This window comes from Xenorhabdus stockiae (assembly GCF_002632825.1).
GTDB classification, from domain to species: Bacteria; Pseudomonadota; Gammaproteobacteria; order Enterobacterales; family Enterobacteriaceae; genus Xenorhabdus; species Xenorhabdus stockiae.
This window is the reverse complement of the sequence record NZ_NJAJ01000058.1, coordinates 1-14,895: the sequence shown is the minus strand read 5'-3', so window position 1 is coordinate 14,895 and position 14,895 is coordinate 1. Positions and strand designations below refer to the sequence as shown.

General features: G+C 43.4%; 10 protein-coding genes. 9 read left to right on the top strand and 1 reads right to left on the bottom strand.

All coding sequences use genetic code 11. The features are described 5' to 3' along the window. On the bottom strand, positions 1–540 hold a 540-nt coding region (locus Xsto_RS18970; RefSeq protein WP_280176252.1), incomplete at its 3' end, for a contractile injection system protein, VgrG/Pvc8 family. A gap of 816 nt (positions 541–1,356) precedes the next feature. On the opposite strand from Xsto_RS18970, the gene Xsto_RS18965 reads away from it, so the two are divergent. The 9 genes from Xsto_RS18965 (at position 1,357) to Xsto_RS18930 (ending at position 14,768) form a co-directional block, all read left to right on the top strand. Then, positions 1,357–1,611 (top strand): antitoxin, encoded by a 255-nt coding sequence (locus Xsto_RS18965; protein WP_099126080.1) that lies wholly within the window; start codon positions 1,357–1,359, stop codon positions 1,609–1,611. After that, on the top strand, positions 1,611–1,916 hold the full coding sequence (locus Xsto_RS18960; protein WP_099111910.1) for a type II toxin-antitoxin system RelE/ParE family toxin: 306 nt from the start codon (positions 1,611–1,613) through the stop codon (positions 1,914–1,916). Before Xsto_RS18965 ends, Xsto_RS18960 begins: the two co-directional genes overlap by 1 nt. Positions 1,917–2,282: 366 nt before the next feature. Next, complete coding sequence (locus Xsto_RS18955; protein WP_099126079.1) at positions 2,283–3,497, top strand: tyrosine-type recombinase/integrase; 1,215 nt, start codon at positions 2,283–2,285, stop codon at positions 3,495–3,497. 216 nt (positions 3,498–3,713) lie between these two features. Next, positions 3,714–3,920, top strand: a complete 207-nt coding sequence (locus Xsto_RS18950; RefSeq protein WP_099126078.1) for a helix-turn-helix transcriptional regulator — start codon at positions 3,714–3,716, stop codon at positions 3,918–3,920. A gap of 108 nt (positions 3,921–4,028) precedes the next feature. After that, a complete protein-coding gene (locus tag Xsto_RS18945) occupies positions 4,029–6,467 on the top strand; it encodes a toprim domain-containing protein (RefSeq protein ID WP_099126081.1) in 2,439 nt (812 codons plus the stop codon). A gap of 607 nt (positions 6,468–7,074) precedes the next feature. Further along, positions 7,075–7,251 (top strand): hypothetical protein, encoded by a 177-nt coding sequence (locus tag Xsto_RS21675; RefSeq protein ID WP_169926694.1) that lies wholly within the window; start codon positions 7,075–7,077, stop codon positions 7,249–7,251. Between the two features lie 289 nt (positions 7,252–7,540). Further along, complete coding sequence (gene hhe / locus Xsto_RS18940) at positions 7,541–13,237, top strand: DUF4011 domain-containing anti-phage protein Hhe (protein ID WP_099126077.1); 5,697 nt, start codon at positions 7,541–7,543, stop codon at positions 13,235–13,237. A gap of 772 nt (positions 13,238–14,009) precedes the next feature. After that, positions 14,010–14,462, top strand: a complete 453-nt coding sequence (locus Xsto_RS18935; RefSeq protein ID WP_099126076.1) for a recombination protein NinB — start codon at positions 14,010–14,012, stop codon at positions 14,460–14,462. A 21-nt stretch (positions 14,463–14,483) separates the two neighbouring features. Next, positions 14,484–14,768 carry a DUF1364 domain-containing protein gene (locus tag Xsto_RS18930; RefSeq protein ID WP_099126075.1) on the top strand — a complete coding sequence of 95 codons (285 nt, stop codon included), beginning with the start codon at positions 14,484–14,486 and terminating at the stop codon, positions 14,766–14,768. Positions 14,769–14,895: the final 127 nt, after the last annotated feature.

Genomic DNA, 14,895 nt, shown 5'->3' with positions numbered 1-14,895 from the left:
GTAGGTGGTCTGGTGCAGGCCGGTATTGCCCTGTTCAAAGCGGGTGACGATGCCGGTGATGCTGCGCTGTTCGATACCGTTTTGCAGAATGGTCAGCGTTGCTGTGCGGTCAAGCACCAGTGGGAAGTCAATGGCGGGAACAGCGCTTGCCAGTCCGACTTCCAGTGCAAAGGGATGCGAGAAATGTTCGTTCAGGCTGAAGTCGGTGACCACAAAGGTCTGTGCCGGCAATCCGCCTGCCGTCAGAGTGAATAACAGGCCACTGGGGTCAGCGCCCCCCAGTAATCCCAATACCTGACCGGCTTGCTGTAACAGCTTACCTGCCGAGGAGTTACCCATGGCAGCCTGAGCTGTCATTCCGGCTTTTTGTCCGGCTCCACCGGCAAAGCCGCCACCATTAATGAGGCCACCGGCACCAGTACTCCCGCCTGCACCTGTCAACAAACCTTTGGCCTGTTTTGCCATTTGTGCCGTTTGCTGTCCTTGTCCTAACAGCGATTTTCCTCTCTGCAATGTTGTGGCGTGTTTTTTCACTGACATCTATTCTGTCTCCCTGAGATGATGGAATGTTATGTAATAGGTCATCCCGACTGATAACAACGCAGGCCATAACATTCGGGCACAAGAGTTAAATTTAACTCAAATTGTCTTTGATAAATTCGTCAATTAAGGATGTAATCCTTTGTTTTTCGATAAATTGAAGGGATGCTGTTATCCAAATATATTGGCGGAACTGTGATAAAAAATGGAGGGCAATAATAAATACCTGATGGGTGAAGGCCAAATTAAATCAAGTGGAATAAAAAATGGCATCCGACAATAACAGTGTAAAAAATTAAAATGATTGCCGTTTTAGAATAACATATTCAATTAACGTATATAGTTAGCGCATCAGGCTATTAGATATTCATCCATAAAAGATAGGTTTTTCGTAACGTTATGAGATAAAGATAAAAAATTAATAATTTATTTTACGAAATCATGATCATTTTTATTTCGTGAAATAGATCAAAAAACTTCTTGAGAAATGAGTTTTTTATTTGATGTTTTTAAAAGGGCGCAATAAAAAATGATTGATTGACATTAAATAGATAAATTCCAGTCATTCAAATAAACAGAAAGTGAAATAATTTCCAAACGAAAATAAACTGATTAATATTTTCTACATTTAACACGATGTTAATTTAGCATAGATAGCGGCATCTCTTTGTGGGAATTCCCCATCCCTGCTCGTGATATCGGCACCCGAAAACTTCGGCTGTCGGACAAGACGGTATTGAACAGGCGTTTAATAAATAGCCACAAAACATCATATGTGCTAATGTGGGTTTGTGGGAAACCTATGAGGAATTAATTATGAGTCGCTTAACTATCGATATAACCGATCAGCAACACAAAAGTTTGAAAGCATTAGCAGCCTTGCAAGGCAAGACAATCAAGCAATATACGCTTGAACGTTTGTTCCCTGACACGACTAATGATGATCAGGCATGGCAAGAATTAAAAGCCTTGTTGAATACACGGATCAATGAGGGGACAGAAGGCAAGTTGTCTGGGAAAAGCATTGATGAAATCCTTAATGAAGAACTTGCCGAGAACGGACGCGATTAATGGATTATATACTGACGGAAGCTGCAGAAGCTGATTTACGCGCAATTATTCGTTACACACGTAAACAATGGGGTAATGCACAGACGCGCCGCTACATCACTACCCTTAAGCAAGGTATTGAGCGTCTCGCTTGCGGAAAAGGATCTTTCAAGGACATGAGCGAACTTTACCCGGCATTGCGCATGGCACGTTGTGAATATCATTATGTTTTTTGTTTGCCACGCGAAAGTGCTCCGGCATTAATCGTGGCAATTTTTCATGAGAAAATGGATTTATTGACACGCCTTGCTGATAGGCTTTTGTAGTTTTTTAAGCCACGACCATTATCAAATTAAGTGGGACGGATTTGGGACAGGTATCGAAAGGCAACCGCACGTAACTACGGGTAACTTTCGGTAAGGTGGGACGTGTGAGCACTGATAAATGCGGTAATTCGTTGATTTAAAAGATGGGCTTACTCTCTTCTAAGCCGTAGGTCACAGGTTTGAATCCTGTAGGGCGTACCATCCATTCATATCGTAACGTCTTCCTAAGTCTACAAAATCCCTGTAAATACGCAGTATTAGCCTTTTTCCTTTCTCCTGTAGTCTAGTAAGGTATGTTGAAATCTACGATCTTATAGGGGTATATTTAGGGGTACGTTCAGGTTCAATGAAGTGAGATACCCCCGTATGAAGTTAACAGCCCGACAGGTGGACACTGCAAAGCCGAAAGAAAAACCCTACAAACTTGCCGATGGTGGCGGACTCTATCTATTGGTTAATCCTAATGGCTCTCGCTATTGGCGGTTAAAGTACCGGATTGCAGGCAAGGAAAAATTGCTCGCATTAGGGGTATATCCTGAAATCTCCCTTGCCGAAGCTCGAACCAAGAGAAATGAAGCACGACGGACGCTATCAGATGGTAATGATCCGATAGAAGAAAAGAGAGCAGAAAAGGCCGCCAAAGTCTTTGCGGTCAGCAATAGTTTTGAATCCATCGCTATTGAGTGGCACGAATATAAACGCCCAAACTGGTCACAAGGGTATGCCGAAGACATTCTCGAATATCTGAAAAAAGACATCTTCCCGTATATTGGTAAACGTGCTGTTACCGAGATCAAACCTGCTGAAATGCTGGCTGTGCTCCGAAAAATGGAGCAACGCGGTGTTTTGGATAAACTGAAGAAAACCAGACAGGCCTGTCGGCAAATTTTCACCTATGCCGTTATTACCGGACGGGCAGAGTTCAACCCCGTTACTGATCTTGCCAGCGCACTTAAAGCCCCCAAGCAAAAACATTTTCCACATCTTTTAGCCGACCAGATGAATGATTTCCTCATCGCCTTGAGTGGTTATAGTGGAAGTCTGCTCACTCAATCAGCAACACGTATGCTGATGCTGACCGGAGTACGCACCATTGAGCTGAGAGAATCGGAATGGACTGAATTCGATTTCGATAACGATATCTGGCAAATCCCTGCCGAACGAATGAAAATGCGCCGCCCTCACATCGTCCCACTATCAAATCAGGTTAAAAGCATTCTTATTAAACTGCATGAGATTACAGGACGCGGGAAATACGTTTTTCCCGGTCGTAACGATGCGGGTAAGCCAATGAGTGAAGCCGCTATCAATCAGGTTATTAAGCGAATTGGTTATGATGGACGGGCAACAGGCCACGGCTTTCGCCATACCATGAGTACCATCCTGCACGAGCAAGGCTATAACACAGCTTGGATTGAAACCCAACTTGCTCATGTTGACAAGAACAGCATTCGGGGTACTTACAACCACGCTCAGTATCTGGATGGTCGCCGGGAAATGCTGCAATGGTATGCGGATTATATGGAGATGCTGGAACGAGGCGAAAATGTCCTGATCGGAAAATTTGGCAAAAGGGCGTAAAGATGTGGTTGTTTTTCATGCTGTTGTGCTCGTGGCACACGCGCCTGTTTTTCATACAACATACAAATAAAAAGTCGAATTTCGTATAAAAAATAAATTCAACAAATCGGAAAAACAATTAACGCTGTTCATTTAATCTTGCATTTTAAATAATCCGCCTGTCATCAAACAACGTCCACGATGAACGCTCAAGGACTCGGTAACAGGAGAAAAAATATGACAATGACAGCACCGAAGGAAAACCTTATTCGTTTGCCGGAAGTTCAACGCAGAACGGGTTATAGCAAAGCGTGGATCTATAAACTGATTAGTGCTGGAGAGTTTCCTAAACAGGTCAAACTTGGTTCTCGCTCAATCGCCTTTGTTGAATCAGAAATTGATAACTGGATTGTCCAGCGGATCGCGGAATCACGAGCGGCATAACAGATAAAAGAATTGACATAAGAAACGTAACATAAAAAAAACAACGCCTCAGTGTGCGCGAACACATCTGAGGCGTCTGACCAACAACCGTTATACGGAGTAACGATGATGGCTGATATACAGCATACCCAAACTCACCCTAAATTTACATCTTCAGATCATACGAGCAGCCAAAATCCACGTGACCTGATTCAGACCGTGAAAAAATCCGCTATGTACCATTGGGAAAATCTGCTGTCTGCTTGTGGCATCGATATCCCGGCAAAGGGAAAACATGGTGCTTGTCCTGTCTGTGGCGGTACTGACCGCTTTCACTTTATCGATGATCACCATCATGGCAACTGGCATTGCCGCCAGTGTGATACCCCGAACTATGGTGATGGACTGGATTTAGTGGCAAGAACCAAAGGAATTTCCATCACTGAGGCAGCAAAAATCATTGCGGGCGTACTGGCATTGCCTTTGCCAGAACCCAAGCCCGCCAGAGAAACCATTCAAACTACGCAGTCAATTGCCGAAAAAGTGGTATCACTAATGGCGCAAACTGTCGCTGGTCAATCGCCCTATCTAGCTGCAAAAGGGCTGGATTTTCCTAATCAGCGGCTATTGCTCAATAATTCGACTTTGTTGGCACTGACAACACTGGATAAAAAAGTAACAGGTGCACAAATTATCGAACCCAATGGAGAGAAAAAATTACTGTCTGGCAGCCAGAAAAAAGGTGCGTTTATCGCTTTGTCTGAGCTGGAAGATAACCACGACACAGTGATTATTACCGAAGGTTACGCCACTGCACTTACAGTTAGTCAGCTTTATAAAGGCACTGTTTTAGCAGCATTGGATGCCGGTAATTTGTATTCTGTGGCTAAAGCGGTTCGGGAACGCTGGTCGGACACCAAAATTATTATTGCAGCAGATAACGACTGGCATCATCCCGACGAGCTGGATAAGAACGGCAAACCGAAAGTGAATATCGGCAGGATTTCAGCAGAAAAAGCAGCGCTGGCGGTGAATGGCTGGATCTCGTTACCACCGACAGAGTACAAAGCCGACTGGGACGATTACCGCCAACAATATGGTGTGGAAAGGGCAAAGCTGACCTTTGCTCAGGGGCTTTATCAACCCGCACGAACAAAGAAAAAAGCAGCCGCTCAACCTAATGATACCGAATCTTCCAAGCTGACATTATGCCAGATGGGAGCCAGCCAGCGTGGAGAAGTCTTACTGGCACGTTATGATAGTGATTTAGCATTGGATGGCGCTTCGGAAACCGTGCATCACTATGACGGCATTGTCTGGCGTCCGGTCAGTGATCGCGATTTAAAACGGGAAATGGTCGCTGCTTTCATGGAAGAGAAACTGCCGTATTCACCGCATGGTATCAGCTCTGCCGTGGATGCTCTTAAATTACAGCTTCCCATGATGCAACCACCAGAACGTCACTTAATCGGATTCAGTAACGGCGTGTTTGACCTGAAAGCCTGCCAGTTCCGGCCTCATCGTAAAAGTGACTGGTTGTTGCTTGCCAATGATGTTGCGTTCAATTCCCCTGTTTCGGGGGAAACCCTGCAAGATCATGCTTCACAGTTCTGGCGCTGGCTCAATCGGGCAACAGCCAACTGTGAGAACAAATTTGATCGAGTACTGGCAGCCCTGTTTATGGTGCTGGCGAACCGTTACGACTGGCAGTTTTTTCTGGAAATCACCGGTGCCGGAGGCAGTGGCAAAAGCATCCTAGCTGAAATCTGTTCAATGCTGGCAGGCAAAGGCAACACTGTTTCTGCGAGTATGGCCGCGCTGGAAAACCCACGGGAACGGGCGCTGATTGTGGGATATTCGTTGATTATTCTGCCAGATCAAACTCGCTATGTGGGCGACGGCTCCGGCATCAAGGCCATTACAGGTGGGGATGAAGTCGCTATCGACCCGAAGCATAAACAGCCCTATTCAACACGCATCCCTGCTGTGGTATTGGCGGTAAACAATAACGCCATGAGTTTCAGTGATCGCAGTGGTGGCGTATCACGGCGTCGGGTAATCTTCAATTTTTCCGAAGTTGTGCCGGAAAATGAACGTGATCCACTTCTACGGGATAAAATCGCGGCAGAACTGCCTGTAATTATTCGGCATCTGCTGCATCGGTTTGCTGACCCACAAGCTGCAAGGCGTTTACTGGCAGAGCAACAAAAATCAGAAGAAGCGCTGGATATCAAACGTGGCACCGATCCATTAGTCGATTTCTGCGGTTATCTGGTGGCTTCCCATGAAACTGACGGCCTGTTAATTGGTAATGCAGAGATTGTGCCGTTCAATCCCCGTAAGTACCTTTATCATGCCTACCTTGCTTATATGAAAGGCAACAATCTGAATAAACCTGTTTCCGTAACCCGTTTTGGTATGGATATGCCGGGCGCACTGGCAGAGTATGGGCAGTATTACCTGCGTAAGAAAAGCAAATACGGCATTCGCAGCAATCTGAACCTGAATATCGACACGGCTATTGAGTGGATGCCAAAACTGATAAGGGATAACCTGCCAGAAGAATAATTTTTTTCTTTATTGATGATAATTTTCAAAGAAATATAAAAAAGTATTCACTACTGTTCACCTTGTAATTTAAACATATATATCAATATATTATAGGGTGAATGGTTATATTTAAACTGTTCACAAGTCTTCATCACTATTCACCATTTCCTGATTTGAAGATGAACGGTTGGTGAAGAGTGGTGATGAGTCTGATTTCAAGTTATCATCATTTAACAATATGAATTTAAATGAAAATAATCAAAGGTGAATAGGGTGAACAGTTTTATTCCTAATTCTTTAATAGGGTAGGCTGTGAATAAGTTTTTTCTGGCAGGAATAGTGTTTTTCAAAGTCTCTGGTTTGTCTGGTTAATGTATTAGCCGGACAAACCAGAGAAGACAAGCGTAGCGCGTCAGGATGATTTGTTTGGCTGAGTACAAAGCGCTACAGAAAAAACAAGCAACTTGAGCAATTGCTTGGCCGTAAAACGATGGAAGCGGAACCCCTGAAAGAAGCACTGGAGATAGCCAAGGCAAAAAATTTGATATCGCGCATACCCATGCTATCACCGGGCGATCTCCTGTCGTCCGAGTCGTAGCTGCGCTCTAACCTGTATTTGCGGATCATGGATCGCCAGAAGGGATGTTCTGAGCGCCGTAATAAAGCGGAGGATGCGCTGTTGCTACCGAGGATTGAACAGCTCTGTGGGCAACGGGTAACCAATGGTTATCGGAATATCACAGCTCATTTGAACCGGCAATTAAAGGTGGAGGGGCACGCGATACCCATGTGGTTAGAATAAATGATGAACACAAAACGTCAACAGATCCTAATTTTACGTTTGTATTCATCATTACTCAGGGTATGATTTTGTTATCCTAGTGCTTGCAGAAAAAAGGGTATATACCCTTTTTTCTGCAAGCACTTTTATTTGAACTCGTCATTATCAGCAATCAAAACCAAGCTCTTTTTATCGGACAGAATAGCATCAAGTGACGCTGTTATTTATCCCTAATAAATAATCCCGTCGTCTAGACGGTTTGGCGAGTTCATGTGATCTTTTTGCTGACAATTAATTCACAAGGCATATTATGGCGGAACACCCTTCTTCAGTTAATGACGATTCGCAAGGATATATTCTCAAATCCCTTGAGGATATGCGGCGTAAGCTGTTGGATTTGACATCACGAAACCGGTTATTAAATTTTCCTATTACTCAGAGACTATCGTCCTTACGGATCGTCAACGGGCTACCAGATCAACTATTCCAAACGCTTATGTCGGAGCAGGTAATGCACTTCTCTCCTGTCCCAGAACCGACCAAAGCACAGTTACAGCAGTTTGTCTCTCTGGGAAAAGAGGCTTCCTCAGTATCTGTAGAAGTAAAGGCGAAAAAATCATTGCCTGATGCTAAAACCTGGGCTGGTAAGCTCGGTATAAATACCCATTATGTGTTACCTAGCTGCGTTCAATACAATGTTTCATCAGAAGATTATGAGTTGGTTATAAAAGCAAGAAACGTCATTCTGGAGTATTTGAAAAACAACGATGGCTCTTTAACCGGCATCAGAAGTGCTGAGGCCAATTCAGAGCTTTCTTGTGAACATCTCGATACGCTACTTACTAGGCTTGGTTATAAAGATATTGATGAATTTGAACGTGATACGAAATCAGGTAAACCGTTACGTAAGCCATTACTACAAACATCTACAGCCGATGATCAAATACAAACTCTTTATTATCCTGCCGAGTTGGAAGCCATTTTACGATCTATTTATAGCAAGGCACAAGTCGCTATTGAAGAGACAGGGGCAGGGATACTTTACCTATCTCTTGGCTTTCTAGAATGGTATGAAAGTGATGATTCAGACAAAGCTCGGCTTGCTCCACTCTTTACCATTCCAGTTACGCTTGAAAAAGGTAAACTTGATCCACAGGCTGGTCTGTATCGCTATCATTTACGTTACACTGGGGAGGACATTCTTCCTAACCTATCATTACAGGAAAAATTGCAGAGCGATTTTGGTATTGCACTACCAAACCTAGATGATGAGATGTTACCTGAAGATTACTTCAAACAAATACAGGCAATCATCGAAAAAAATAAGCCGCGTTGGCAGGTTCGTCGTTATGGAGCATTAAGTTTATTAAACTTTAGCAAGATGCTGATGTATTTGGATCTTGATCCTGAACGCTGGCCTCAAGGCAGTAAAAATTTACTGAATCATGAGGTGATTAAACGCCTTTTTACTTCTCAGACGGAAGATAGCTCCAATGTAACCAGTCTGTCGACAGAATATCCAATAGATACTTTTGACAACATTCACGAGAAATTCCCGCTTATCTATGATGCTGATAGCTCTCAGCACAGCGCGCTGATTGATGCTGTAAACGGCGATAATCTGGTGATTGAAGGGCCACCCGGAACAGGCAAGTCGCAGACTATTACTAACCTTATTGCTGCTGCAATGCTGAGCGGTAAAAAGATTCTCTTCGTTGCGGAAAAACTTGCTGCGCTGGAGGTAGTGAAGCATCGGCTGGATAAAGCAGGGTTGGGTGATTTTTGTTTGGAACTGCACAGTCATAAGTCTAATAAGCGCAAGGTATTAGAGGATATTCAGAAACGCCTACATAATCCGTCATTGCAAAAAACACCGACTAAAATTGGTGCGGAAATTTCACGCTATGAAGATTTAAAGGGTCAATTAAACAGTTATGCACGGGAAATTAACGAGGTTTGGAAGAATACAGAGCTTACTATCCATCAGATTTTGACTGGAGCAACGCGCTATCGGGATGAATTGGGTATTGATCCAACACAGTTACATATAGAAAACCTGTCAGGACAGAAATTGGATCGCGTTACCCAGTTAAAACTACGTGACCAAATTAAAGAGTTTAAAGAAGTCGTCGTAGAATTTCGTCAACAAGTTGGTGAACAGGCCGAGCTGTGGGAGCATCCTTGGTACGGTGTCAATAACGTGGATATTCAGATGTTCGATTCAGAAAGAATCGTTTCAAGTCTGTCAGAATGGAATACGGCACTAAGTTCATGGCAGCAGGTTCTCTTAGTATTCTTACATAAATACGATATTTACGAAGAAAATCATGACAATATTAGTTGGCAGGCCCAGTTGATTGAGCTGGCTGAACGACTTCCAGAATTATCAGCAGAGGTAGATTTCCCAGCCTACACCAGATTTGATGACAATAATATTGATCATTTGAAAAACTGGTTGAGGGATTTCAATACTGTTCAAGCTGACTACCGTCATATAGCCGACTACCTTGCACCTGAAAAATTACGGATTTTGGAAGAGGGAGGTTCTGTACCTGACTTTCCCAATATCATTAATATGTTTGGGCTTGATAAAACAACCACGCTTACTGATGTTGTTCGACTAATTCGTAGTTTAGAGCAACTACGTTCTTCTTTTGAATCGGATAGTGAACATTTCTCCGCACTACTGGAATCTTTGCCATCTTCGGTTTCAGACAGGTTGCCCGCTACTCCACAAGGCTTCAATCAGATAGCGACCTTTATTGATATTGCATCTGAATTGCCAAGCGAATTAATCAAGTACCGACACGAAAGATTTGATGATGAAGGCATTGATTCACTGATTGAAGAGCTAAACCAGCGTCTGATATCGTTACATACATTACATGACCAATTAAGTCCACGTTTTGCATTAAATAAAGTGCCTGATGATGAGCAGCTTAAGAGTATTGAAAATAGCTTGCAGAATCCAGGCTTATTCAGCTGGTTAAATAGCTCATGGCGCCAGTCTAAAAGGATGCTGATCGGCTTATCCAACGAATCGAATATAAAATGGGAAACGCTATATAGCGATTTACCTAAACTTCGTCAGTATGTTCAAGAGATAAGTGAGCTTGAGGCTCGTAATTTTACTCAAATTTTCGGAGAACTTTATCGGGGGGTGAAAACCGAGCCGAGCCAATTGCAACAGATTCGAGAATGGTACAGCAAAGTGCGTAGCTGCTGGGGAATTGGCTTCGGGGCTAATGTGGCTATTGGTAGTACTTTATTGACTCTAGATAGCCAAATCTTCAAAGGTACCCAGCAGTTAAAAGATCAGGGAGTTAGTGCTCAAATCTCACAGCATCTCGCGAAGCTGAAAGAGTACGAAGAAACTTTCTCACCAAGTGTGCTGTTTCCTGAAGATGATCAAATGCTGACTGGCAAGGCAAACATTTTTGCATCACTTATAGATAATCTTACAGATGCACTGACTCCAATTCAGCAATGGTTTATAGCTGAGCAGCTTGATCTGAATACGGTAAATGAAAAGATTACTGTCTTGCATCAGATACAAGAAAAACAACACACTTTAAACGAAGATGTATTGCCAAGTAAAATTTTTGCAATAGCTGATGAGATTGTTTTTGGAGCAGGAAAAAATAACTCACGTCCTCTGAATGTAATAACCCAATCCATTACTTTTACAGAGCAAATTCGTGAAAACATCCAGAGCTCCAATTTGGCTCAGGCAATTAAAAAATTCTCCAATGGTAATGAGTACCAAAGCCTTCAACAGAACTTGCTCTCCCTTCAGAATAAATGGAAAACTCAGACTGACTTACAGATCCATTTTGCACAGGAGACCCAGCTTAAGACTGAACAATGGCACAAGCCATGCCGAGACAGTTTATCTGCATTAATCACACGTAATAAAGAGGCGATATCTAATCCGCGTATGCTGAACGGTTGGATAAACTTTACACGTGTATCTAAAGATATTGAAAGTAGTGGATTACAGCGTATCCGTGATGCGGTAATGGGTCATACGCTTACCATTGAACATGTCGACTCAGGTTTGCAAGTTGCTATTTTTGATCAACTGGCACGCGAAGTCGCTTCAGAACGCCCGCATCTTTTGCGAGTATCGGGTAATAGCCGGAGTGCAGTGCAGAAAACATTCCGTGATTATGACAAGGCACTTCAGAGGCTGCAACGCGAACGTATTGCAGCCAGTATTGCGAGTAATGATGTTCCCCTTGGTGCATCAGGAGGAAGAAAGTCAGACTATACAGAAATGGCTCTCATTAAAAATGAGATAGGTAAGAAGACGCGGCATGTCCCCATCCGCCAACTTATCAAGCGAGCCGGGCGGGCGTTACTTCAGCTGAAACCGTGTTTCATGATGGGACCGATGTCCGCTGCCAACTATCTTCAACCCGGTGATATGGATTTTGATCTCGTTGTAATAGATGAGGCTTCACAGGTTAAACCTGAAGATGCTTTAGGCGTTATCGCGCGCGGTAAACAAATTGTCGTTGTTGGTGATCCTAAACAACTTCCTCCGACTAGCTTCTTTGACCGTGCAGATATTGATGATGATAACGAAGATACCGCTGCTGTAAGCCAGACTGACAGTATTCTTGATGCGTCTCTGCCACTTTTCAAAATGCGTCGTTTGCGATGGCATTACCGCTCTCAACACGAGAGCTTGATCGCCTATTCCAACCGCCATTTTTATAATAGTGATTTAGTCGTCTTTCCTTCCCCTAATGCTAAAACCTCAGAGTATGGCGTGAAATTCAGCTTCGTTAAAAAGGGGCGTTTCATTAACCAGCGTAATATTGAAGAAGCTCGGGTTATTGCTAAGGCTGTCGCCTTCCATGCAATTCATTCGCCTGAAGCCTCTCTGGGTATAGTTGCGATGAACTCAAAGCAGCGTGAACAGATTGAAAGGGCTATTGAAGATATGTGTCGTGAAAATAAGCAGGCCGAGACAGCAATTGACCAGCTAAGAGCTAAAAGTGATGCCCTCTTTGTCAAAAATCTTGAAAACGTTCAGGGTGATGAGCGCGATGTCATTTTCATTTCATTTACTTACGGACCGGGGGAAGCTGATGGCAAAGTTTATCAACGTTTTGGTCCGATCAATTCAGATGTTGGTTGGCGTCGGTTAAACGTTCTGTTCACACGATCTAAAAAGTGCATGCATGTTTTCAGTTCAATGCGAGCGGAAGATGTTCAGATAACGGAAACATCTAAACGTGGCGTTCAGGCTTTACGAGGATTTTTACACTTCGCTGAAAAGGGAAATATGGATGGAATTGCCCAATTCACCGGCAAAGCGCCCGACAGTGATTTCGAAGTAGCCGTCATTAAAGCGCTGGCAGATATTGGCTTCAGCTGTGAGTCTCAGGTGGGAGTTGCTGGGTTTTTTATTGATATCGCTGTTCGCGATCCTAGTAAGCAGGGGCGTTATTTGATGGGTATCGAGTGTGATGGAGCTACGTATCATTCCGCTAAATCAGCTCGGGACAGGGATCGCTTGCGGCAGGATGTGCTGGAACGCTTGGGATGGAAGATTCGTCGTATTTGGTCAACAGACTGGTTCAGTAACCCGGATGAAGTTTTATCCCCCATTATTCGGGAACTAAATCAACTGAAAACAGTAATCACTGACGAGACTTATTTCGAAGAAGAATTTATTTCTGAATTAGTTTCTAAACAACACGAAAATACTACAAATATTACTGGCTATAATAATACGTCTGAGCCTTTGAGAGTACGCCTCGAATGCTTCGCTCAGGAAGTGATTAACGTAATATATCCTGATATTCCACCTGAAAGTAGATTGCTTAGACCAGCAATGATTGAAGCTCTGGTCGAGCATCAACCACTTTCACGGTCTGAGTTTCTTGAGCGCATACCAAAATATTTACGTGAAGCTACTGATAGTAAGCTAAGTAAAAAGTACTTAGACAGTGTTTTCTCAATTATTGATGGTCAGGAAATATTTTTGGAAAACTAGGGTTTGTAATAAGAGTTCAGGGCAAACGTCTCTTAAAAAACCATTGGTTAATTTAGACCCGTTTGCCTTGATTATTGGTTTGACTCTGTTTTTCAAGTTCATTAATATCTTCTATACAGAAGATGATTCATTGCCTGAAAGGATCAGTATGAAGCGGCAAAATAAAACTCCCGTAGCCTGAAAGGGAGAGCAAGATTGCGGTACACCTGCACACCTTTGGAAGTAGGTATTGCCAGACATAAACCCCTTGTCTGATGATGAAGGTTTCTTAAACGAAAAATACCCCCCAAAGGTGTTTTTATATTACTAATCAAGTGTAGTGAACATTAGTTCATGCACTTATCTTTTATATCAACACAAAGCATATTTTCCTTTATCTTCAATAAATAATAGGATGGATTTTGTACATCCGATTCATACTTCCCACTATTTCTGTTTGAATTATTCATCAGATAAATTTTTACACCTAAACATTTAACTCATTACTACCATTTGACATTTAATCTTGCGGCGTTTTGCTGTACCTGCTGGCATTTCAACGCTGCACTATTTTTATTGACTGTCTACTGAACTTAAAGGTGTCACTTTTTGTCGGTTTACCGCTGAAAGTGACGCCGCTGCCAAAGAGCACTACAACTCTTACAGGCTCAGGCCTGCTTCACCCCGCAGTGAATCTGACACTGCATTTTTAGATTGAAAAAGGAGAACTTGACGATATTGAGGCTGGCTTTTTTGCCGGTGGGGATGACCTGTTTATACAGGCGGCAGTACCGTGTACTCAACCGATAAGCAGATCTTTCTGCTACGAAATGCGCACATACTCAAAAATCTGATAGTCACGCTCGATAACTTACCCCTCAACGACGAATTCCCCATTCAAATCACTATCTCAGATTCAAGCCGAACACTACCGCAGAACGACAAGTTCCATGCGTTATGTGGTGACGTTTCTAAACAGGGGATTGAGTGGGCGGGCAATACGTGGAAGACACCGGAATGGAAATGCATTTTCGTTTCTGGTCACGCTAAAGCGACTGGAAAAGAAGGGCAGTTAATCGCAGGGCTGGAGGGGGAGCTGGTGCCGCTGGCAAGGGAAAGCACCGCTAGAATGAGCATGAAGCGCATGAGCAGCTTAATTGAATATTCACAGGCATGGGCTGTATGTCAGGGCGTAAAACTCACAGAGACACGCTACGCGCTGAATTATTACGGTCACAGGATTTAAATCAAATAATTAGGGAATAAGATGGCAAATTTACGGAAAGAAGCGCGAGGTCGGGAATGTCAGGTCAGGCTTCCCGGCATTTGTAATGGCAACAGCGAGACAGTGGTTCTGGCTCATTATCGAATGGCGGGTATTAGTGGCATGGGAATGAAGCCGCATGATCTATTTGGCGCATGGGCTTGCTCTGCCTGTCACGATGAAATAGACCGCCGAACGACACTGACCGATATCGATTATGCACATCTTGCTCATCTGGAAGGGATGATCAGAACACAATCCATATTGTTATCGGAGGGCAAGATTTGACGTGAGAATTTATGACATCTTGCCTGTTCCCAAACCACGGATGACACAGGCAGACAGATGGCGAAAACGAAAGCCGGTATTAAATTACTACGCATTTAAGGACGAAATCAGGCTCAACAACATTACT